Below are 20,216 nucleotides of genomic sequence, written 5' to 3' on the forward strand. Positions count from 1 at the left end.
GGGTGGCGGGCCGTGGCGGCACGCGGACGTCGTCCGCGCGCCTGCGTGGCGTCAGCCCCTTCCCTTCCACGGCACGATCCGCCGCTCGACCCACCGCATCGCGAGGTCGAACAGCCAAGCGATCGCGCCGATGATCAGGATGCCCATCACGACGATATCGGTGCGCAGGAAGCTCGATGCGTTGAGCACCATCTGCCCGAGCCCGGCTGTCGCGGCGACCATCTCGGCCGCGACGAGCGTCGTCCAGCCGAAGCCGATCGCGATCCGCAGCCCGGTGAGGATCTCCGGCAGCGCGGCCGGCAGCACCACGTGGCGCACGATCTGCGCGAAGCTCCCGCCGAGCGAATACGCGGCGTTGATCTGCTCGACCGTCGCCGCGCGCACGCCGGCGCGGGCCGCCATCGCGATCGGCGCGAAGCACGCGAGGAAGATCACGACGAGCTTCGCCGTTTCGTCGATGCCGAACCAGATCACGACGAGCGGCAGGTACGCGAGCGGCGGCAGCGGCCGGTAAAACTCCAGCAGCGGATCGAGCACGCCGCGCGCGATGCGGCTCACGCCCATCAGGATGCCGGCCGGCACGCCGATCGCGGTCGCGAGCAGGAATGCGCCGAACACGCGCGCGGCGCTCCACAACAAATGCTCGGACAACGGCAGGCCGCCCTGGATGCGGCCGTGCCACGCGTCGACGAATGCCGTCCACACGGCTTCCGGCGCGGGCAGGAACAGCGGCGGCAGCCACTGGCGATGGGTCGCGACCCACCACAGCAGTGCCAGTGCCGCGACCGTCGCCGCGCTCAGCCCGGCCGTCTTCCCCTGCCCCGGCAGCCGGTAGCGATGCGATGCGCGAGCCGGACGCGCCGCGTGACGCCGTTGCGTCGCGCGTTGATCCTGCCCGGGCTCCGCGGCCGTGCGATCGGCCGCCCAAGAATCCTGCGTGCTCATGCTGTCCTGCCTGTGCAAGGTGCTGATCCGACCGCGTCCGACCGACGCGCCCTGTCGCGCGAGTTCGTGCATCACGCCGCCGCCTCGGCGGCCTCGTCGCGATGCAGGTACGCGATCAGCCGTTCGCGCCATGCGATGAAATCCGGTGAAGACTTCACCGCGCGCGCATCGCGCGATTCGACGTAGCGGCGCGCGAACGGCAGTTCGAAGGTTTCCGCGATCCGGCCGGGGCCGGGCGTCATCACGACGAGGCGCGTCGCGAGAAACAGCGCCTCCTCGACATCGTGCGTAATGAAGAACACCGTCTTGCCGGTGCGTGCCCATACGTCGAGCACGAGCGCCTGCATCGTGCCGCGCGTCATCGCGTCGAGCGCGCCCATCGGCTCGTCCATCAGCAGCACGCGCGGGTCGCTCGCGAGCGCGCGCGCGATGCCGACGCGCTGCTGCATCCCGCCCGACAGCTCGTACACGCGCGCATGCGCGTGCTTGTCGAGCCGACGAGCGCGAGCATCTCCCGCGCCCGCGCTTCGCGTTCGGCCTTCGACACGCGTGCGAAGCGCAGCCCGAGCGCGACGTTGTCGAGCACGTCGAGCCACGGCAGCAGCGCGTATTTCTGGAACACGACACCGCGATCGGCGCCGGGGCCCGTGACCGGCACGCCGTCGACGCGCACGTCGCCCGTCGTCGGCGCGACGAAGCCGGCCATGCAGTTCAGCAGCGTTGTCTTGCCGCAGCCGGACGCGCCGAGCGCGACGACGAATTCACCGGCCTCGATGCGCAGGTCGACGCGCGCGAGCGCCTGCGTCGTCGGCCGGCCGCGTTCGCCCGGATAGTCGACCGATACCTGACGGACTTCCAGCGTGCTCATGTTCAGGACTCCGCGACGGGTGGGCTGAGTGGCCGCGCTCAGCGCGCCGCCTTCTGCACGAACTGCGGATCGACGCCGACCGAGTAGTCGGCGAGCACCGTCTGGATCGTGCCCTGCGATTTGAGGAACGTGGCCGTGGCCGCGAGCGATTTCGCGGCGCCCGACTGCGCACCGCCGCCGAGCCACGTCGGCGACGCCTGCTCGGCCGGCGTCGGGAACGCGTAGAGCGCGAGGCTGGCCGGTACGTCCTGCGCGTTCGCGCCCGACACCTTCGCGACCGCCGCGACCTGCGGCGAGCCGACCTTCCACGCGGCAGCGTGCGCGCGATAGTCGGCATCGGCGGCCGCGAGCACCTTCACGAAGCGCGTGACGAACTCGGGGTTCTCGCGCGCGAACTTGCGGCTCACGACGAAGCCGTCGAAGGTCGCCTTGCCGCTTTCCTTCGCAACCTGGCCCGACGTCGTGAGCACGGTGCCCGACTGCTTGACCTTCGCGAGCACCGGATCCCAGATGTAGGTCGCGTCGATGTCGCCGCGCGCCCACGCAGCCGCGACTTCGGGCGGACGCAGGTTGACGATCTTCACGTCGTTCGGATTGACGCCCGCGGCCTGCAGCGCGACGAGCGTATGGAAATGCGACGTCGACACGAACGGCACGCCGATCTTCTTGCCCTTCAGCGCGGCGATGTTGGTGACGCCCGAACCGTTGCGCGCGACGAGCGCCTCGGCGTCGTTGATGTTGTCGAGCACCCAGAACAGCGAGATGTCGAGCCCCTGCGACAGCCCGGCCGCGATCGGGCTCGAGCCGGCTTCGCCGAGCTGCACGGAGCCCGATGCGAGCGCACGGATCACGTCGGCGCCGCTGTCGAGCTTGCGGAACGTGACCTTGTAGCCGGTCGCCTTTTCGACTTCACCGCTCGCCTGCGCATAGCGCCACGGCACGACCATGTCCTGGTACGCGATCACGACTTCGCGCGATTCGGCGTGCGCCGCGCCCAGCGCGGCAAAGGCGGTCAGCGCGACGACGGCGCGGCGGATGAAGCTGAAACGGGACATGCGGCTCTCCTTCGAATGCGGGCATTGCTGCGGGAGAGCCGACTATAGGAGCTTTGCGCGCGGCGGGAGCGAACTTATCCTGCGAAGCTATCGATGCCGTTTCAGCTTTGCTTTCCATGCTCGAGTGAATGGAGGCGACGATCGAGCAGCAATTGGCGCATGAAAACATGCCCTCACCGTTCTCCCTTGACCACCCGCTGGAATCCTGCACGCTACTTCAAGCGTGCAACATTTCATACAAGTCCCATATCAATTCGCCAAAGAGAACGTTAGTTTTCCATATCGAACCGGGAGGATCGCCTCCTCAATTACCATCCAATAGAGCTCCATGAATACCAAGTACGGCTTACTGGAAATGAGGGATGTCTGGATCGATGCCTACGTGAACGGCGACATTGATCAACTAAATTTTGTAGAGAGCCCTCATTTCTTCGTCAAGCGAGGAAACCGGATACTAACCAGGCTCCAACAAATATCGTCTATACAACGGCACCTGTCCGAAAAAACTTGGCGCGGTTTTGCGTTGCATGTTCGTGATGAGATCACGGAATTCCAAGAAGGCCGGCTTTGGGCATCGATTTCAGGAACTGGCTCGATGCAACGTGACGGAAGGATACTTAGCCGGTTTGATTTCCTGGAGCTATGGATAATCAGCGACGATCGGTGGCAGATTGCCGCGCTTTGTTATGAAGAGAAGAAATGCCAAGGCTGGGTGACGACGGATCAATTAGAGCCCGGATAAACATAGGTGGACGCATGTTTCGATCGCTTGATTCGAAAACCGCGGCTTCGCCATATCTCCGGACAAAAAGCAAAAAAGCCCGCATCGCTGCGGGCTTTTTTCGACTGCATGAGACTGCCGCGCGAACGCGACGCTCAGACCACCCCTGCCCCATGCGCCTGCAGGTCGGCGTGATAGCTCGACCGCACCATCGCGCCGACGGCCGCGTGCGTGAAGCCCATCTTGTACGCCTCTTCCTCGTACATCTTGAACGTATCGGGATGCACGTACGCGCGCACCGGCAGGTGGTGCTCCGACGGCTGCAGGTACTGGCCGATCGTCAGCATGTCGACGTCGTGCGCGCGCAGGTCGCGCATCACCTGCAGGATTTCCTCTTCGGTCTCGCCGAGGCCGACCATCAGGCCCGACTTCGTCGCGACGTCCGGATGCAGCGCCTTGAAGTCCTTCAGGAGCTTCAGCGAGTGCGCGTAGTCCGAACCCGGGCGCGCTTCCTTGTACAGGCGCGGCACCGTTTCGAGGTTGTGGTTCATCACGTCCGGCGGCGCGGCGTTCAGGATCGAGATCGCGCGGTCGAGACGGCCGCGGAAGTCCGGCGTCAGGATCTCGATGCGCGTGTCCGGCGACTGCGCGCGCGTTTCGCGGATGCACTCGACGAAATGGGCGGCGCCGCCGTCGCGCAGGTCGTCGCGGTCGACGCTCGTGATCACCACGTACTTGAGCTTCAGCGCGGCGATCGTGCGCGCGAGGTTCTTCGGTTCATCCGCGTCGAGCGGATCGGGACGGCCGTGGCCGACGTCGCAGAACGGGCAGCGGCGCGTGCACTTGTCGCCCATGATCATGAACGTCGCGGTGCCCTTGCCGAAGCATTCGCCGATGTTCGGGCAGCTCGCTTCCTCGCACACCGTATGCAGGTTGTGCTCGCGCAGGATCGTCTTGATCTCGTTGAAGCGCGAGCTGCCGGTGGCCGCCTTCACGCGGATCCACTCGGGCTTCTTCAGCTTTTCGATCGGAATGACCTTGATCGGGATGCGCGCCGTCTTCGCCTGCGCCTTCTGCTTGGCGGTCGGATCGTAGGCAGGGGTCGCGGCCGGATCGGCCGGTGCGGGGGAAGCGGTAACGTCAGTCATTCGAATGTTGTTCCAGTGCCTGCGGCTTGTCGGCGGCCGCGGATGCGCCGTCGAGGTTGGCGATCAGACGGCGCACCAGCGTATGGGCGACGTCGTTCCAGTCGGCGGCAACCTCGAGGCTCGCCATGTCGACAGTTTCCAGTCCGGCATAGCCGCACGGGTTGATCGCAAGAAACGGGCGCAGATCCATCTTCACGTTCAGGCTCAGCCCGTGATAGCTGCAGCCGTTGCGGATCTTCAGGCCGAGGGCCGCGATTTTCGCGCCCTCGTGCGCGCCGGACGCCACGTAGATCCCGGGCGCGCCCGCCTTGCGGACCGAAGCGAGATTATACGCCGCGAGGGTTTCGATCACGGCCTCCTCGATCTTCGTCACGAGCGTACGCACCATCAGCTTGCGCCGGCGCAGGTCCAGCAGCAGGTAGGCGACGATCTGGCCGGGGCCGTGGTAGGTGATCTGCCCGCCGCGGTCGACCTTCACGAGCGGCACGCCGCTGTCGGCCACCAGCAGGTGGGCCGGGTCGCCGGCCTGGCCGAGCGTGTAGACGGGCGGATGCTCGACCAGCCAGATCTCGTCGCCGGTGTCGGCCGTGCGCGTGTCGGTGAACGCGCGCATCGCGTCGAAGCTCGTCTCGTAAGTCTCGACGCCCCGCCACCGCACGGTGACCGGCGGGGCCGGCTGATCCGGGGACCCGGCGGGCGATGCGGAAACGGCAACAGGCGTGGACACGATGGAAACCGGCGAAACGGACATGGGCGGTAGTTTACCGAAAACCCGTCGGTCTCGCCGGCCTCGGAGGGGGGACGGATCGCCGGTATCCGTCGGAGGAAATGATGGTCAGACGGTGCGCCATCCGTCGTGGAGCAGCGCGCTCACGCGTTCGCGCAGCCGTGCCAGCCCGCCGAGCGCGACTTCCCGGGGCGGCCGCGACACCGAGAACGCCACGCGCGCGCCCTCCCGGCCTTCCGCGCTGAGCCACAGCCGCTCGCCGCGGCGCAGCTTCAGCGTCTCGCCGTCGACCAGGAAGTAATCGTCGACGTCGTTGCTGCGCGTCGCCCACACCGGCCCGCACTGCACCACCAGCCGCGTGCTGCGTTGTACCTTCAACGGCACGGTTTCGCCCATCGGGATTTCGAACGTGATGCTTGAAGAAATTTCTTGCATGATCGACTCCGCCAATAAGTGCTTCGATGGCTACAATCGTAGTCACTTCAAGGCGTCCGACAAAACGACCAATTTTCACGTCGATGTGAGGAAAATTAGCAAATGGACCTCCGCCAGCTGCCTGCGCTGAACGCGATTCGCGCGTTCGAAGCCGCCGCCCGTCACGAGAATTTCTCGCGCGCCGCCGACGAGCTGTACGTCACGCACGGCGCGGTCAGCCACCAGGTGCGCGCGCTCGAGGAAGAGCTCGGCGTGCAGCTGTTCACGCGCAACGGCAAGCGGCTGTGCCTGACCGACGCCGGCATGCGCTACGCGCAGCAGATCCGCACCGCGCTGATGGTCATCGCCGACGCGACGCGCGACGTGCGCGCGAGCGACCGCGACCGGCGGCTCGTGGTGTCGATGCTGTCGTCGTTCGCCGCGCGCTTCATCACGCCGCGCATCGGCTCGTTCATCGAACGGCATCCGGAAATCGACGTCGAGCTGCAGTCGACCAACTCGCTCACCGATTTCGCGCGCGACGACGTCGATCTCGCGATCCGCTTCGGCCACGGCAGTTATCCGGGGCTGCATGTCGAGCCGCTGTTCGACGAAGTGTTCTTTCCGGCGTGCGCGCCGACGCTGAACGGCGGCAAGCTGCCGCAAACGCCCGCCGATCTCGTGCACTACAACCTGCTGCGCTCGGACGACGAGCTGTGGCGGCCGTGGTTCGACGCGGCCGGACTCAAGACGCTGACCGAGCCGAAACGGGGGATTCTGTACCAGGATTCGTCGAACCTGCTGCTGGCCGCGATCGACGGCCAGGGCATCGCGCTCGTGCGCCGCTCGCTCGCGGTGCACGACCTGCTCGACGGGCGCATCGTGCGCCTGTTCGACATCGACGGGCCGAGCCCGTGGCACTATTTTTTCGTGTGTCCGCCGCCGCTGCTGAACGCGCCGCGCGTGCAGGCGTTCAGGACCTGGCTGCTTGAGGAAGTCGCCGAATACAAGCGGCTGTGCGACGAGCTGGACGCGCGGCGCGCGGCGGGGAAGACCCCCGCCGAGTGCGCGCAGGAAGGAGGATGGAAGGCGCTTAAAGTACGACCTTGACCATCGGATGGCCGGTCAGTGCGCGGTAGATGTTGTCGAGCTGTTCCTGGCTGGTCGCCCGCACGGTGATCGTGATGCCCGTGTAATTGCCGCCGCTCGACGCACGCTCCTCGATCTTCTCGACGTCGATCTCGTTGTCGTGAACGGCCACGACCTTGAAGATCGTGTCCTTGAACTCGGGGTGCGCCTTGCCCATGATCTTGATCGGGAAATCGCACGGAAACTCCAGCAGCGACTCCTTCCGGGTATCGATCGCGCCGGTCACCTCGATGGTTTTGGTCGGTTCGCTCATCATTTTCTCCGGGTTAGGTCAAACTGTTCAAACTCGCGTGCCTTCGCACGCTGGTACGCGTCATACAACGCCGCGAATACGGGGCCCGGCTTGCCGCCATGGACGGGCAGATCGTCGAGCGACGTAACGGGCAGCACTTCCTTCGTGGCCGACGTGATCATGATCTCGTCGGCCGCGCGCAATTCCACTTCGCTGATCTCGCGCGCGACGAACGGGATCTTGCATTCGTCGGCCAGCTCCTCGATCAGCGCGTAGCGGATCCCTTCGAGGATCTTGTTGCTGCGCGGCGGCGCGAGCAGCTCGCCGTTCTTCACGATCCACACGTTCGACGACGAACCTTCCGTCAGGTTGCCGTCGCGCAGCTGCAGCGTCTCGAACGCATCGCGTTCGGCCGCATGCTGCGCCATCAGCACGTTGCCGAGCAGCGAGATCGACTTGATGTCGCAATGCAGCCAGCGGCGGTCCTCGGCCGTCACGCAGCGCACGCCCTGCGCGCGTTCGTCGGCGGACGGCAGGCGCAGCGGGCTCGTCATCACGAACACCGTCGGCACCGCGTTCGCCGGGAACGCGTGGCCGCGCTTCGCGACGCCGCGCGTCACCTGCAGGTAGACGAGCGCGTTGCCGTCGCCGAGCCCTTCGGCATTCGCCGCGACGACGCGCTCGATCAGCGCGCGCCAGCCCGCGTCGTCGTGCGGGCTGGCGATGCCGATCTTCTTCAGGCTGCGCTCGAGCCGCGCCAGATGCTGCTCGATCCGGAACGGCACGTGCGCGCCGTCGTGCGCATAAACGGGGACAACTTCATACACGCCATCGCCGAAGATGAACCCGCGGTCGAGCACCGGTACACGGGCTTCCGACAGCGGCACCATTTCCTCCTGCGACGACACGCTGAGGTAGACGATCGGTTCGAATTCGGCTTGGCTCATGGCTATGACAGATGGGGATGAAGTCGTGAAAACAAAGGCCCGTCGTGCTTACTTCTTCTTGCTGAACATCAGCAGGATCGAGTCCCAGATACGCCCGAAGATACCCGCTTCCGGCACGGCCTGCAGTGCGACGACCGGGAATTCGGACAGCGTCTTCCCGTCGGCGACGATCTTCACGGTGCCGACCTGCTGGCCTGCCGCGAGCGGCGCGATCAGCGGCGCGTTGACGTCGACTTCCGTCTTGACCTTGTCGCCGAGGCCGCGCGGCACGGTCGCCCACTGGTCGCCCTTCACGCCCACCTGCACGGTGTTTTCCTTGCCCTTGTAGATGCGCGGCGTCGACATCGCCTGGCCGCCCTTGAACAGGCGCACCGAATCGAACGCGCTGTAGCCGTAGTTCAGCATCTTCATGCTGTCCTGCGTGCGCTCGCTTTCCTTCTGCTCGCCCATCATCACCGACACCAGGCGGCGCTGGCCGTCCACACCCGGGATCGCGCGCTTCGCCGACGCGATCAGGCAGTAGCCGGCTGCCTGCGTATGGCCCGTCTTCAGGCCGTCGACCGTCGGATCCAGCCACAGCAGGCGGTTGCGGTTGCCCTGGCGGATGTTGTTGTACTTGAATTCCTTTTCCGAGAAGATGCTGTAGTACTGCGGAAAATCGCGGATCAGGTGGGCGGACAGCTTCGCGAGGTCGCCGGCCGTCGTGTAGTGGTTCGGGTCGGGCATGCCGTTCACGTCGGCGAAGTGCGTGCCCTTCATGCCGAGGCGCGCCGCCTCGTCGTTCATCATCGTGACGAACTGCCCTTCGCTGCCGCCGACCAGTTCGGCCAGCGCGATCGCGGCGTCGTTGCCCGACTGGATGATCATCCCGTACACGAGGTCGTGCACCGACACCGGCTTGTTCGCCTCGATGAACATGCGCGACTCGTCGCGGCCGACGCGGCGCACGGCTTCGCTCGGCGTGACGATCTGCTCCATCGAGATCTTCTTCTTGTCGAGCGCCTCGAACACGAGGTACGCCGTCATCAGCTTCGTCAGCGATGCGGGCTCGACGCGCTCATCGGCATTGCCCGACGCGAGCACCGTGTTGCTGGTCGCATCGACGAGCACCCACGAGCGCGCATTCACGCCCGGCGGCGGCACTGCGCCCGGCATGTAGGTCGCGGGCGCGCCGGTGAACTGCTCGGCGGCCGGCGCCGCATGCGCGGCCTTGGCCTTGGCGGCCGGCTTGGCCTCGGCAACGACGATCGTCGACGCGAGCGCGACAGGCAGCATCACGCCGAGCGCGACGTTGCGCGCGGCGGTGCCGAAGGCGATGGAGGAAGCGAGGGACTTGAGGCCTTGGGAAGACAGACGCATGATCGATTCAGGCTGATGGCAGAAAGTGCGGTGCGAAACGCGCAGGGTTGAACGGCAAGGCGGCGGGCGTTTCGGGCACTCGCCCGAAATCGTCGGGCGACGCGAAACGCGCCGGTTGGACTCGTGCGGACGCGTTCGGTTCGCGGCCGTCGCGAGCGGGCGGACAGGCGGCGAAACGAGCGCCGCATGGGCCCAGCCGGGCCGCGGGCGACGCGGAATCCGGCCATTATACGTGGCCGCGCAGCGCGTTTTCGCGAACCTGGCGCAGGATCGCCGTCCGTCTTCATCGGGCGCGGGGTGTCGGCAAGCTGCATGTCATCGCACGCGAAGGTGCGCGAAAGGTGTGCGCAGGCGAAGGAGAAGTCGGGTCGCGCCGCACGCCGCGGCGCGATGTCGCGAAAGGGAAAATGCGCATCCGGCGCCGGCCGGAGCGCGTGCATGCAACACCGTGCGGGCCGCCGGCGTCACGCCGGCCTCCCGCGCGTCGGCTAGCGCCAGGCGTCGACGATGATGCGTTTCAGCACGTGCAGCTTGCGATGCAGGAAATGCTCGGCGCCGGGGATCACGACGACCGGCAGTTCCTGCGGCCGCGCCCAGTCGTACACCGACGCGATCGGCACCGTGTCGTCGGTTTCGCCGTGGATCACGAGCGTGTTCTCGGGCACGTCGGCCACCTGCCAGCGGCTCGCTGCCGTGCCGACGAACACCATCCGTTCGATCGTCTCGCCCGCGTCGCGCAGCCGCTTCGCGACGTGCGACAGCACGAAGGTGCCGAACGAGAAGCCCGCGAGCACGAGCGGCAGGTCCGCGTATGCGGGCTGCGCGCGCATGTGCGCGAGCACCGCGAGCAGGTCGTCGGCCTCGCCGGTGCCGTTGTCGTGCACGCCCTCGGTCGCGCCGACGCCGCGGAAGTTCGACCGGAACACCACGTAGTTCAACTGCACGAGCGTGCGCGCGAGCGTTTGTGCGACCTTGTTGTCCATCGTGCCGCCGAACAGCGGATGCGGATGCGCGACGAGCGCGATGCCGCGCGGCGCGGCGCCGCCTTCGCGCACGGCATCGGGGAGGTCGACCGCGATTTCGATCTGCCCGACCGGGCCCGCGATCAGCGACTTCTGCGTGTGAACGTTCATTCGGCCCGCCCGCTCAGATCTTCAGGCGGTCGACGACCTTGCCGTCGCGCAGGTGCGATTCGACGATCTCGTCGATGTCGGCCTGGTCGACGTACGTGTACCACGTGCCTTCCGGATACACGACCATCACCGGCCCTTCCTCGCAGCGGTCGAGGCAGCCGGCCTTGTTGATGCGAACCTTGCCGGGCCCCGCGAGGCCGAGCTCCTTCACGCGCTTTTTCGCGTATTCCTGCATGGTCTGCGCGTCGCATTGCGCGCAGCTCGGGCGTTCGGCGCCCGGTTCGCGCTGGTTCAGGCAGAAGAAGACGTGGTGCTGGTAGTAGGAATCCATGGTGGTGGCGAGCTGCCCGGCGCGAGGCCGTGCGGAAAGAGGAGCGGTTGCCGCTGCGCGGGGCAACGGGCGTGTAGTGTTCGGTGCCCGGCGGCGCTTGCGTGCCGGCGGATTCGTGCTCGCGGCAACGCGCAAACCGCAGCGATGCCTGGCGGCATCGCGAGGATTTGCAACGCGGCCACGGGTGCGAAGGCGCCGCACACAAGTGCCGATTGGTGCCGAACACTGCACTCGTGCGGACGATTATAACGAGGGGCGCACGCCGCTGCCCGCGGTGCCGCCGCGGCCATCGCGGCGTAACCGCCGCAACCTTCGCGTCAGCGGCGCAGCACGGCCGGCAGCCACGCGTGCTCGACGCGCTGGCCGAGCCAGATCAGCGCCGCGTAGGGCCAGATCCACGCGAGCCAGCGTGCGAGGCTGTTGAAGTGCACGTAGCGGCCCTGCCGCCAGCCCGACAGCGTGAAGTCGAAGAACGGGTTGACGGGCAGCAGGTTCACGAGCGCCACGCCGGCCAGCAGCGCGAGCGCCGCCAGCGTCGCACGCCACGTCGCCGGCACGTGCAGCGCGACAAGCGCGGCCGCGAAGCCGAGCTCGATCCCGAGCCGCGCGCCGGGCGTCGCCCACACGACGACGAGGCCGGTGGCCGACTGCATGAAGGTCGCGGCCGCCTTCAGCACGAGCGTCGCGGCGACGAGCGCGATCAGCAGCCGGATGCGCGGCGCGCGCGGCCGCATCGCGAGCGACGCGATCGCCAGCGCGGCGAACAGCATCAGCCCACCGAGCGCGGCCTCCCACCCGGAGTCGGACAGCCAGCCGTCGACGCGCTCGGGCCATTCGCCCACGCGCCACGTGGCCGGCAGCCACGCGAGCAGCGCATCCTGCATCGACGCGTCGGCACGCTCCCACAGCGCGGCCGGCCAGTCGCCGATGCCGAACAGGAACGGCGACGGGAACAGGATCGCGAACGGCCACAGCCCGGCGAGCAGCAGCGGCGTCGCACCGTCGTCCTCGAACCACGCGAAGCGCAGCCGGCGCAGCGCGCCGCGATCGAGCAGCGCACCGGTGGCCGGCGCGACGAGCGCCGCCCCCAGCAGCGCGCCGAGCGCGTTGGCCGCGAGATCGAGATTCGACGCGACGCGCGCCGGCAGGTAGGTTTGCAGCGCCTCCATCGCGCCCGACAGCAGCACGCCGAGCCCGGCCACGATCAGCGTCGCGGCCACGCCGCGCCAGCGCGGGTGCAGCGCGAGCACGCCGAGCGCGCCGAACGGCAGGTAGCCGAGCACGTTCGTGACGACGTCGAATGCGGTCACGTAGCGCTGCATCGGCGCGAACAGGTAGTCGAACGGCCCGATGCCGAGCGACACCCAGCCTGCGAACGGATACAGCGACGCGTAGACGATGAGCGCCGCGTAAGCGGCAAAGGCCTGCCGCGCGAGCGGCGATGCGCGAGGCGTGCCGGTCGCGCTCATCGCGGCTGCGCGGCACGCGTCACGGCGTGCCCGCGTACGCCTGGACGCCGACCCATGCGGCGATCTGCGACACGAGCTCGTTGCTCGCCGCCGCGAGCGCGCGGGCGCCGCCCGCCGCGTCGGGCGTGCTCGACGGCGCGCGCGCGACGAACGTGCGCTGGCCGAGCACCTTGCCGTCCAGCGTCAGCGTCGCGCGCGCGGTGACGGCGCCGTAGCTCTGCGACTGGCCGTCGAACACCTGCTCGAATTCGTTCAGGTCGACCTTGAGGGTCGGCGCGCGCACGCCGTCGGCCCCTTCGAGCACCGTGCCGCGCGACGACAGCGCGCCGCGCAGCCGCTGCGTGAGCAGTTGTGCGGGCGGTGCCGTCCAGCGGCTGTCGCGATAGACGGCCACGTGCTGCGCGTCCACGTACGCGAGGCGGTACGCGAATTTGTCGGAGTCGAGCGCATCGGGCACGACGACGTCGAGCACCTTCAGCGCGGGGGCCGAGCCCGCGGTCGCGACCTGCGTGGCCGGCCCGAGGTCGTAGCGGACATTCGACAGCGCCGCGCTGTTGCCCGCGCAGCCGGCCGCGAGCGTCAGCGTCAGCACGGCAAGCGCGGCCGCGGCCGGACGCAGCGCGCGGTCAAGGAATCGTGGCATGGCGTGTTCCTGCATGATGTTTCCGGTTTCGATGAGTGTCACTGCCCGGCCGTCGCGCCCGGCCAGACGAAGCCCGGCTCGCCGGGCCCCGGCGCCGCGCCGGGCGAACCGAACAACAGACTGCGCGGGTTGCGGCCAAGTTCACCGGCCACGTCCTTCAATTGCCGCGACGCATCGCCGACGCTGCCGGCCAGCGCGTTGAAGCGCGGCAGCGTGTCGTACTGCACGCGCGCGTTGAGATCGTTCAGCGCGACGCCGACCTGCTCGGCGGCCGTGCCGGCCTTGTTCAGGTTCGACACGAGCGGCCCGTTCGGCTGCAGCAGCGTGTTCGCCGACGCCATCGCGCGGTTCACCTCGTGCATCGTTTCCGGCAGCGCGGTGACCGCCGGCCCGAGCTGCTTCGTCAGCGTGGCGGCACCGTCGGCCGCGTGCTGCAGGCTTTCGGCGGTCGCGCGCAACTGCTCGCGCATCTCGGGCGACATCAGCGCATTCGCGCTCTTCGCGGCCAGTTCGAGCTGCCGCAGCAGCACGTCGCCGCGCTCCTGGATCTGGTCGAACAGGCTCGGCCGCATCGGGATCTGCGCGATCGCCTTCGGCGACGACGGCAGCGGCGCCAGGTCGCGCCCCGTGTCCTCGAGCTGCACGAACGCGATCCCCGTCACGCCCTGGAAGCCGAGGCTGCCGTAGGTCGACTGCGTGATCGGCGCGTCGTGGTCGACGAGGATCCGGATCCGGATCTGCCCCGGGTGCGCGCGGTCGAAGCCGATCGACTGCACCTTGCCGACGTCGAGGCCGCGAAAGCGCACGGCCGCGTCCGGGAACAGCCCCGTCACGTTGGTGCGCGCGAGCAGGTCGTACGGCACGCGCACGGTGCGGTCGACGTTGAACCAGAACACGGTGCCCGCGATCGCGAGCGTCAGCGCGATCGTGAACAGGCCGGCCCAGAACGCATGTGATTTGTTTTCCATTCGCGGATTCCTTCGTTCCTACAGCTCGACGCTCGACAGCGCCGGTTCGAGGGCCGCCTTCGGCAGCTTCGCGCGCCGCTCGGGCGGCAGCGCCTGCAATGCGCGGCGCCCGCGCAGCCCCAGGAAATATTCGTGGATGAACGGATGGTCGACGTTCGCGGCCTCCTCCACCGGCGCGGCGACCAGCACCTTGCGGTCGGCCAGCACCGCGACGCGCGTCGACAGCGCGACCATCGTGTCGAGATCGTGCGTCACCATCACGACGGTCAGCCCGAGCGTGCGGTGGAGCGTCGCGATCAGCTCGACGAATTCGTCCGACGCCTGCGGATCGAGGCCGGCCGTCGGCTCGTCGAGGAACAGCAGCTCAGGCTCGAGCGCGATCGCGCGCGCGATGCCGACCCGCTTGACCATCCCGCCCGACAGCGCGGCCGGCATCTTCGACGCGTGCTTGCACGGCAACCCGACCATCTCGAGCTTGAGCATCACGATGTCGTGCAGCAGGTCCGGCGGCACGCGGCCGAGCTCGCGCAGCGGCTGCGCGACGTTGTCGAACACCGTCATCGACGAGAACAGCGCGCCCTGCTGGAACAGCATTCCGGAGCGCGTGCGCATCATCCGCGCGCTCGCGTCGTCGATCGTCGCCGTATCCTCGCCGAACACCTTGATCGTGCCCGACGTCGGCCGCTCGAGGCCGAGGATCTGCCGCACGAGCGTGGTCTTGCCGGAGCCCGAGCCGCCGACGATCGACACGATCTCGCCGCGCCGCACGTCGAAGTCGAGCTTCTGGTGAATGATGTTGCGCCCGTAGCGCTTGGTCAGGTTGCGCACCTCGATCACGAGATCGCCGGGAGCGGCCGCCGCGGCCGGCCGCTCGCCGACCGACCCGGCACCGATGGCCGCGGCGTGCGCGGTCGTTTCGTTCGATGCGTTCATCCGAGCCCCACGTTCTGGAACAGGATCGCGAACACCGCGTCGGCGAGGATCACGACCGTGATCGACGTCACGACCGACGTGGTCGTGCCTTCGCCGAGACTCTGCGAGTTCGCCTTGATCCGGAAGCCGAAATGGCAGGCGACCAGCGCGATCAGCATGCCGAACACGACGCCCTTGCCGACCCCAATGTACAGGTTCGCGATCGGCACGACGCCCGGCAGCGAGCGCACGAAATAGTTGACGTCGATCCCGAGCACGAGCTTCGCGGCGAGCGCGCCGCCCGTCAGCGCGATGATGTTGGTCCACATCACGAGCAGCGGCATCGCGACGCCGAGCGCGAGCACGCGCGGCAGGATCAGCCGCAGCCCGTGCGGGATGCCCATCACGCGCATCGCGTCGAGCTCCTCGGTCACGCGCATCACGCCGATCTGCGCGGTGATCGCCGAGCCGGAGCGGCCCGCGACGAGAATGGCCGACAGCACCGGGCCGAGCTCGCGGATCACCGACAGCCCGAGGATGTTCACGATGTAGCGGTTCGCGCCGAACATCTGCAGCTGCTGCGCGGACAGGTAGCTGAGCACGATGCCGATCAGGAACGCGACGAGCGCGGTGATCGGCAGTGCCTGGGCGCCCGCGCTGTAGATGTTCGCGGAGGTCTCCTTCCACGGCATCGTCTGCGGACGGCGCAACACCGACAGCGCATCGAGGATCACGAGGCCGAACAGCGCGATGCCGCCCTGCAGATGCTCGCCGAACCGGAAGATCGCCTGGCCGAGCCGCGTGACGGGATCGACGCGCACGACGCGCTCGGGCGCCTCGCGCTCGCTGTCGAGCCGCTCGATGCGCTCGAAGATCGTGCGCTGCGTGGCGCTCAATGCGACGCCGTCCGGCAGCTTGCGGCCCCACACGCGCCACAGCGCCTGGCCGCCGACGTGGTCGAGCCGCTCGATGCCGGACAGATCCCATTCGCTCACGCGCCCGGACGCGATGCTCGCGACACGGCGCGCCACCGCGCCGCGATTGCGTGCAAGCGAGAGCGCGGTCCACTGGCCGGTCAGGCGCACCGTCTGGCCCTGGCCGCCGGCGTCGACCGACAGGCCGGGAGGAGTCTCGAAGTCCAAGGGCAGGTTGTTTGCAAAAAGGTGACAGCGGCCATTGTAGCGAACCGCCCGGCGCCGCGACGTGAGGATTTCCGTGCGGGCGGCGATCTCGGGGCGCGCAGCCGGGGGCGGCCGGGCGCCCGCCCCCGCGTGCGCGGGGAAGCCGCCGCTCGCCGCCCGATGCCGACGTCACCACCTTTCATTCTTCCGTCACGTTTCCTTTCGATACTCTCTCGCGCCGCACATCAGGCCGTCGGCGCTCCGCGCCGCCAATCGTTGCGCACCTCGCGTTTCATAAAACAGAACACCGAACAGGACAACCGATGCGTCTCCCCCTGCTTTCCCGCCGTCGCGTGCCGGCCATCGCCGCGCTCGCCAGCCTCGCCTTCATCTTCGCCGCCTGCGGCGGCGACGACGTCAACTCGCCGCCGTCGACGCCGCCGGCAGCCCAGGCGCCCGTCGGCACGACGGCCACGCTCGCCCTGCTCGAGACGACCGACCTGCACACCAACGTGCTGTCGTACGACTATTTCAAGCTCGCCGCCGACAATTCGCTCGGCTTCGAACGCGTGTCGACGCTGATCGCGCAGGCGCGCAAGCAGTACCCGAACACGCTGCTGCTCGACAACGGCGACACGATCCAGGGCACCGCGCTGTCCGACTACCAGGCGCTCGTGAAGCCGGTCGGCTGCGACCAGACGCTCGCGATCTACAAGGTGATGAACGCCGCGAAATTCGACGGCGGCGGGATCGGCAACCACGAATTCAACTACGGGCTGCCGTACCTGTCGCAGGTGACCGGCAACACGTTCGAGGTCGACGGCCTGCCGGCGCCGGCCCAGCAGAAGAAATGCGCGGGCCCGAACTTCCCGCAGGTGCTCGCGAACGTGATCAGCGCGAAGACCAACGCGCCGCTGTTCACGCCGTACACGATCCTGACCCGCACCGTGACCGCCACGACGCCGGACGGCAAGACGGTCAGCGCGCCCGTGAAGATCGGCATCATCGGCTTCACGCCGCCCGCGATCATGAACTGGGACAAGCGCTGGCTCGACGGCAAGGTCTACACGACCGGCCTGAAGGAAGCGGCCGAGAAGTACATTCCGGAGATGCGCGCGAAGGGCGCCGATCTCGTCGTCGCGATCTCGCACGGCGGCCTCGACAATTCCGCGTATTCGCCGACGATGGAGAACGGCAGCTGGTGGCTGTCGAAGGTGACCGGCATCGACGCGATGCTGATCGGCCACTCGCACCAGGTGTTCCCGGACGCGAACAGCACCGTGTCGCAGTTCAACCTGCCGGGCGTCGACAAGGTCAAGGGCACCGTCAACGGCGTGCCGACCGTGATGGCCAACTACTGGGGCAAGCACCTCGGCGTGATCAAGCTCGGCCTGAAGTTCGACGGCAAGACGTGGAGTGTCGACAAGTCGCAGACGACCGTCGAGGCGCGGCCGATCCAGAACGCCGACAAGAGCTACGTGGCGGCCGATCCGTCGGTTTCCGCCGCGATCGCCGCCGAGCACCAGGCGACGATCGACTACGTGAAGACGCCGATCGGCTCGACCGACTACCGGATGAACTCGTACTTCGCCGATGTCGGCGATCCGGGCGCGATCCAGATCGTCAACGAGGCGCAGGCCGACTACGTGAAGACCTACGTGCAGGCGAACCTGCCGCAATACGCGTCGCTGCCGGTGCTGTCGGTCAGCGCGCCGTTCAAGAGCGGCTTCGGCGGCGGCACCGACTACACCGACGTCGCACCGGGCGCGCTCGCGATCAACAACGCGGCCGACCTGTACCTGTATCCGAACACCGTGTATGCGGTGAAGGTCAGCGGCGCCGACGTGAAGAACTGGCTCGAAACCGCCGCGAAGCGCTTCAACCGGATCGACCCGACCAAGGCGACCGTGCAGCCGCTCGTCAGCACCTTCCCCGGCTACAACTTCGACATGTTCACGTCGGCCGATCTCGCGTATGAAATCGACGTCACGCAGCCGGTCGGCAGCCGGATCAGGAACCTGACGTACAAGGGTGCGCCGATCGACCCGAACGCGCAGTTCATCGTCGCGACCAACAACTACCGCGCGAGCGGCGGCGGCAACTTCCCGGGCCTCGACGGCAGCAAGACGATCTTCGCGTCGCCCGATGCGAACCGCGACGTGCTGATCGCGTTCATCAAGAAGCGCGGCGCGATCACGCGCACGGCGGACGGCGCGCAGCGCAGCTGGCGCTTCACGAAGCTCGCGAGCTCGGTCGCGCACGTGCAGTTCGCGTCCGCACCGAACCGCCTCGGCGACGCGGCGGCGGCCGGCCTGACCGGCATCACGCAGGTCGCGGCCGACGACGGCTCGGGCAAGAACCTCGCCACCTACGAGATCGACCTCACGCAATGAGACACGCGATGCAACCGATCCGGACGATGCGGCCGGCCGAATCCGGCCTCGCCGCTGCCGCGCGGCGCGTGCTGCGCGCGAAACTTCCGCCGGCCGCGCTCCTCACGGCGGCGGCCGTGACCGTCGCGGCCGTCGTCGCGGCGACCGGCCTGCGCGGCGCGGGCTCCACGCCGAGCGCCGCGCAGCTCGACGAGTGGCAGGCAATGGTCACGCAGGCCACCGAGCCGCACGCGCTCGCGCAATTGCGCACGCTGGCGCGCCGCGGCTCGGGCGACGCGCAGGCGGCGCTCGGCATCGCGCTCGTCGACGCGCGCGAACCGGGGCTGCGCGACGAGGGGCGCGGCTGGCTGGAAACGGCCGCGACGGCGAACGGCAAGGCCGACGCGCCGGCCGCCCGGCGGGCGCAGCTCGCGCTCGGCAAGGCGTTGCTGCTCGGCAGCAGCGACATGCCGAAGGACTATGCACGCGCCCGCACGCTGCTCGGCGAAGCGGCCGCGCAGGGCGACCCGGCCGCCGCGTATTACCTCGGGCTGATCTATCGCAGCGGCTACGGGATCGCCGCCGATCCCGTGCAGGCCGCGCACTGGTTCGAGGTCGCGTCGCGCGCGGACATCCCGGCCGCGGACTTCATGCTCGCGAACGCGTACCGCGACGGCAGCGGCGTGCCGCGCGACGACGCACGCGCGCTCGCGCTGTATCGCCGGGCCGCCGAGCACGAGTTGCCGGAGGCCGTGCAGACGCTCGCGATGGCCTACCGCAACGGCGAGCTCGGGCTCAAGCCCGACGCGGACGAATTCCACGCGCAGTGGATCGAGACCGCGCATGCGCTGAAGCATCCGGTCGTCGCGCCGTAACGCGAACCCGCATCGCACCGGCTGCCTGACGGGCAAGCCCCGACGCTCCGCGCATCGATCATCCGGCAACGGAATCGATCGCGGCGCGCGGGCGCGGGCCTGTTGCATTGCCGCCACCCGGCCGCTCCCCGTCGATCGGCCGGCGTGCGGCGATGCATTAACATGCAGCCTCACAATAAAACCTGAGAGAACTGCATTCATGTCCCTTCGCCTGTCCGGGCGTCGCGCCGCTGCCGTCGGCGCCGCCGCCATTGCCATTGCCCTCTCCGCCGTGCCGCTCGCTGCATTCGCCGCGCCGCCCGCCCAACCCGACATCTTCAACGCCGCGATCTGCAATCCGCCGTTCACGTCGGACCTGATGGACTCGATCTACAACACCGTCAAGGCCACCGATCCGAAGCCGGACGAATCGATGCTGGGCGCCGCGGTCTTCCGACTGCCGGAGCCGATCCACCGGGACGGCTTCACGACGCAGCACGTCGTGTTCACCAGCACCGGGATCGGCGTGCTCGTGGACGGCGAAGTCGCCGGCCAGCTCGCGCAACGCTACAAGCTCGCGCCTGAAAAGGGGCATCTGCTGGGCGCGTCGTCGGCAGGCTATTCGCGCCGCCTGACGGTGCGCGGCCCGGGCGGCGCGCTGATCCTCGTGTCGGCCCGCCAGGGCCCGGCGCTGAAGGGCAAGACGCTGCTCGCGTGCGAAATGACGTCCGAAGAAGACATCAAGGCGCTGGAGCAGATGGAAAAGCATTGAGTCGCGCGGCGGCACGCCGGCGCCGCGCGTATGCGGGCGGCCGTGCGCCGCCTTGGTGGTGGATGCTGGTCGGGCA

At 68.2% G+C, this 20,216-nt stretch carries 20 protein-coding genes and 1 pseudogene; 5 read left to right on the forward strand and 16 right to left on the reverse strand.

The window, feature by feature from the left end; genetic code table 11:
* Window positions 1-51: 51 nt before the first annotated feature.
* The 3 genes and pseudogenes from ACTJLD_RS39950 to tauA form a co-directional block, all read right to left on the reverse strand.
* A complete protein-coding gene (locus ACTJLD_RS39950; RefSeq protein WP_027789034.1) occupies window positions 52-1,017 on the reverse strand; it encodes an ABC transporter permease subunit in 966 nt (321 codons plus the stop codon).
* Window positions 1,017-1,813 (reverse strand): annotated as a pseudogene (locus ACTJLD_RS39955) (taurine ABC transporter ATP-binding protein). Before ACTJLD_RS39955 ends, ACTJLD_RS39950 begins: the two are co-directional and overlap by 1 nt.
* A gap of 38 nt (window positions 1,814-1,851) precedes the next feature.
* A complete protein-coding gene (tauA, locus tag ACTJLD_RS39960; RefSeq protein ID WP_124674408.1) occupies window positions 1,852-2,868 on the reverse strand; it encodes a taurine ABC transporter substrate-binding protein in 1,017 nt (338 codons plus the stop codon).
* A gap of 328 nt (window positions 2,869-3,196) precedes the next feature.
* Here tauA and ACTJLD_RS39965 point away from each other — a divergent pair, with 328 nt between their 5' ends.
* A complete protein-coding gene (locus ACTJLD_RS39965) occupies window positions 3,197-3,610 on the forward strand; it encodes a hypothetical protein (protein WP_272546113.1) in 414 nt (137 codons plus the stop codon).
* Window positions 3,611-3,744: 134 nt separating this feature from the next.
* Here the strand turns inward: ACTJLD_RS39965 and lipA are convergent, their stop codons facing one another.
* The 3 genes from lipA to ACTJLD_RS39980 form a co-directional block, all read right to left on the reverse strand.
* The gene (gene lipA / locus ACTJLD_RS39970; RefSeq protein WP_011886137.1) at window positions 3,745-4,737 is read right to left on the reverse strand and encodes a lipoyl synthase; all 993 of its coding nucleotides are present in this window, start codon (window positions 4,735-4,737) and stop codon (window positions 3,745-3,747) included.
* On the reverse strand, window positions 4,730-5,488 hold the full coding sequence (gene lipB, locus ACTJLD_RS39975; protein ID WP_027789031.1) for a lipoyl(octanoyl) transferase LipB: 759 nt from the start codon (window positions 5,486-5,488) through the stop codon (window positions 4,730-4,732). Before lipB ends, lipA begins: the two co-directional genes overlap by 8 nt.
* A gap of 84 nt (window positions 5,489-5,572) precedes the next feature.
* Entirely contained in the window at window positions 5,573-5,899 is a 327-nt protein-coding gene (locus ACTJLD_RS39980) for a DUF2917 domain-containing protein (RefSeq protein ID WP_059697016.1), read from the reverse strand.
* Between the two features lie 102 nt (window positions 5,900-6,001).
* Here ACTJLD_RS39980 and ACTJLD_RS39985 point away from each other — a divergent pair, with 102 nt between their 5' ends.
* A complete protein-coding gene (locus ACTJLD_RS39985) occupies window positions 6,002-6,988 on the forward strand; it encodes a transcriptional regulator GcvA (RefSeq protein ID WP_059697008.1) in 987 nt (328 codons plus the stop codon).
* Here ACTJLD_RS39985 and ACTJLD_RS39990 read toward each other — a convergent pair.
* The 10 genes from ACTJLD_RS39990 to ACTJLD_RS40035 all read right to left on the reverse strand — a co-directional run bounded on the left by ACTJLD_RS39990 (window position 6,972) and on the right by ACTJLD_RS40035 (window position 16,163).
* On the reverse strand, window positions 6,972-7,280 hold the full coding sequence (locus tag ACTJLD_RS39990; protein ID WP_440661591.1) for an HP0495 family protein: 309 nt from the start codon (window positions 7,278-7,280) through the stop codon (window positions 6,972-6,974). The two genes, ACTJLD_RS39985 and ACTJLD_RS39990, sit on opposite strands and share 17 nt — an antisense overlap.
* Window positions 7,280-8,206, reverse strand: a complete 927-nt coding sequence (locus tag ACTJLD_RS39995) for a D-amino acid aminotransferase (protein ID WP_027789029.1) — start codon at window positions 8,204-8,206, stop codon at window positions 7,280-7,282. Before ACTJLD_RS39995 ends, ACTJLD_RS39990 begins: the two co-directional genes overlap by 1 nt.
* Before the next feature lie 48 nt (window positions 8,207-8,254).
* A complete protein-coding gene (locus ACTJLD_RS40000; RefSeq protein ID WP_021157031.1) occupies window positions 8,255-9,565 on the reverse strand; it encodes a D-alanyl-D-alanine carboxypeptidase family protein in 1,311 nt (436 codons plus the stop codon).
* Between the two features lie 488 nt (window positions 9,566-10,053).
* Entirely contained in the window at window positions 10,054-10,698 is a 645-nt protein-coding gene (locus ACTJLD_RS40005; RefSeq protein WP_021157030.1) for an alpha/beta hydrolase, read from the reverse strand.
* A gap of 13 nt (window positions 10,699-10,711) precedes the next feature.
* The gene (locus ACTJLD_RS40010) at window positions 10,712-11,029 is read right to left on the reverse strand and encodes a (2Fe-2S) ferredoxin domain-containing protein (protein WP_011694422.1); all 318 of its coding nucleotides are present in this window, start codon (window positions 11,027-11,029) and stop codon (window positions 10,712-10,714) included.
* A gap of 317 nt (window positions 11,030-11,346) precedes the next feature.
* The gene (locus ACTJLD_RS40015) at window positions 11,347-12,498 is read right to left on the reverse strand and encodes a VanZ family protein (protein WP_060199480.1); all 1,152 of its coding nucleotides are present in this window, start codon (window positions 12,496-12,498) and stop codon (window positions 11,347-11,349) included.
* 19 nt (window positions 12,499-12,517) lie between these two features.
* Window positions 12,518-13,141: an ABC-type transport auxiliary lipoprotein family protein gene (locus ACTJLD_RS40020; protein ID WP_440661594.1), complete on the reverse strand. Its 624-nt coding sequence runs from the start codon at window positions 13,139-13,141 to the stop codon at window positions 12,518-12,520.
* A 38-nt stretch (window positions 13,142-13,179) separates the two neighbouring features.
* Window positions 13,180-14,109 carry an MlaD family protein gene (locus tag ACTJLD_RS40025; RefSeq protein ID WP_059687446.1) on the reverse strand — a complete coding sequence of 310 codons (930 nt, stop codon included), beginning with the start codon at window positions 14,107-14,109 and terminating at the stop codon, window positions 13,180-13,182.
* A gap of 18 nt (window positions 14,110-14,127) precedes the next feature.
* Entirely contained in the window at window positions 14,128-15,042 is a 915-nt protein-coding gene (locus tag ACTJLD_RS40030) for an ABC transporter ATP-binding protein (RefSeq protein WP_021164214.1), read from the reverse strand.
* Window positions 15,039-16,163, reverse strand: a complete 1,125-nt coding sequence (locus ACTJLD_RS40035; protein WP_027789023.1) for an MlaE family ABC transporter permease — start codon at window positions 16,161-16,163, stop codon at window positions 15,039-15,041. Before ACTJLD_RS40035 ends, ACTJLD_RS40030 begins: the two co-directional genes overlap by 4 nt.
* Before the next feature lie 302 nt (window positions 16,164-16,465).
* Here ACTJLD_RS40035 and ACTJLD_RS40040 point away from each other — a divergent pair, with 302 nt between their 5' ends.
* The 3 genes from ACTJLD_RS40040 (at window position 16,466) to ACTJLD_RS40050 (ending at window position 20,140) form a co-directional block, all read left to right on the forward strand.
* Entirely contained in the window at window positions 16,466-18,535 is a 2,070-nt protein-coding gene (locus tag ACTJLD_RS40040) for a bifunctional 2',3'-cyclic-nucleotide 2'-phosphodiesterase/3'-nucleotidase (RefSeq protein ID WP_440661597.1), read from the forward strand.
* A gap of 8 nt (window positions 18,536-18,543) precedes the next feature.
* Entirely contained in the window at window positions 18,544-19,389 is an 846-nt protein-coding gene (locus tag ACTJLD_RS40045; protein WP_440661599.1) for a tetratricopeptide repeat protein, read from the forward strand.
* A gap of 199 nt (window positions 19,390-19,588) precedes the next feature.
* Window positions 19,589-20,140 (forward strand): hypothetical protein, encoded by a 552-nt coding sequence (locus ACTJLD_RS40050; RefSeq protein WP_060083208.1) that lies wholly within the window; start codon window positions 19,589-19,591, stop codon window positions 20,138-20,140.
* Window positions 20,141-20,216: the final 76 nt, after the last annotated feature.

This window comes from Burkholderia sp. 22088, assembly GCF_052045915.1.
Taxonomy (GTDB): domain Bacteria; phylum Pseudomonadota; class Gammaproteobacteria; order Burkholderiales; family Burkholderiaceae; genus Burkholderia; species Burkholderia cepacia.

What these genes read in the sequence shown, in the direction of transcription:
- ACTJLD_RS39950 (WP_027789034.1), bottom strand. Translation starts at nt 1,017, where the DNA reads ATGCACGAACTCGCGCGACAGGGCGCGTCGGTCGGACGCGGTCGGATC.
- tauA (WP_124674408.1), bottom strand. Translation starts at nt 2,868, where the DNA reads ATGTCCCGTTTCAGCTTCATCCGCCGCGCCGTCGTCGCGCTGACCGCC.
- ACTJLD_RS39965 (WP_272546113.1), top strand. Translation starts at nt 3,197, where the DNA reads ATGAATACCAAGTACGGCTTACTGGAAATGAGGGATGTCTGGATCGAT.
- lipA (WP_011886137.1), bottom strand. Translation starts at nt 4,737, where the DNA reads ATGACTGACGTTACCGCTTCCCCCGCACCGGCCGATCCGGCCGCGACC.
- lipB (WP_027789031.1), bottom strand. Translation starts at nt 5,488, where the DNA reads ATGTCCGTTTCGCCGGTTTCCATCGTGTCCACGCCTGTTGCCGTTTCC.
- ACTJLD_RS39980 (WP_059697016.1), bottom strand. Translation starts at nt 5,899, where the DNA reads ATGCAAGAAATTTCTTCAAGCATCACGTTCGAAATCCCGATGGGCGAA.
- ACTJLD_RS39985 (WP_059697008.1), top strand. Translation starts at nt 6,002, where the DNA reads ATGGACCTCCGCCAGCTGCCTGCGCTGAACGCGATTCGCGCGTTCGAA.
- ACTJLD_RS39990 (WP_440661591.1), bottom strand. Translation starts at nt 7,280, where the DNA reads ATGAGCGAACCGACCAAAACCATCGAGGTGACCGGCGCGATCGATACC.
- ACTJLD_RS39995 (WP_027789029.1), bottom strand. Translation starts at nt 8,206, where the DNA reads ATGAGCCAAGCCGAATTCGAACCGATCGTCTACCTCAGCGTGTCGTCG.
- ACTJLD_RS40000 (WP_021157031.1), bottom strand. Translation starts at nt 9,565, where the DNA reads ATGCGTCTGTCTTCCCAAGGCCTCAAGTCCCTCGCTTCCTCCATCGCC.
- ACTJLD_RS40005 (WP_021157030.1), bottom strand. Translation starts at nt 10,698, where the DNA reads ATGAACGTTCACACGCAGAAGTCGCTGATCGCGGGCCCGGTCGGGCAG.
- ACTJLD_RS40010 (WP_011694422.1), bottom strand. Translation starts at nt 11,029, where the DNA reads ATGGATTCCTACTACCAGCACCACGTCTTCTTCTGCCTGAACCAGCGC.
- ACTJLD_RS40015 (WP_060199480.1), bottom strand. Translation starts at nt 12,498, where the DNA reads ATGAGCGCGACCGGCACGCCTCGCGCATCGCCGCTCGCGCGGCAGGCC.
- ACTJLD_RS40020 (WP_440661594.1), bottom strand. Translation starts at nt 13,141, where the DNA reads ATGCCACGATTCCTTGACCGCGCGCTGCGTCCGGCCGCGGCCGCGCTT.
- ACTJLD_RS40025 (WP_059687446.1), bottom strand. Translation starts at nt 14,109, where the DNA reads ATGGAAAACAAATCACATGCGTTCTGGGCCGGCCTGTTCACGATCGCG.
- ACTJLD_RS40030 (WP_021164214.1), bottom strand. Translation starts at nt 15,042, where the DNA reads ATGAACGCATCGAACGAAACGACCGCGCACGCCGCGGCCATCGGTGCC.
- ACTJLD_RS40040 (WP_440661597.1), top strand. Translation starts at nt 16,466, where the DNA reads ATGCGTCTCCCCCTGCTTTCCCGCCGTCGCGTGCCGGCCATCGCCGCG.
- ACTJLD_RS40045 (WP_440661599.1), top strand. Translation starts at nt 18,544, where the DNA reads ATGCAACCGATCCGGACGATGCGGCCGGCCGAATCCGGCCTCGCCGCT.
- ACTJLD_RS40050 (WP_060083208.1), top strand. Translation starts at nt 19,589, where the DNA reads ATGTCCCTTCGCCTGTCCGGGCGTCGCGCCGCTGCCGTCGGCGCCGCC.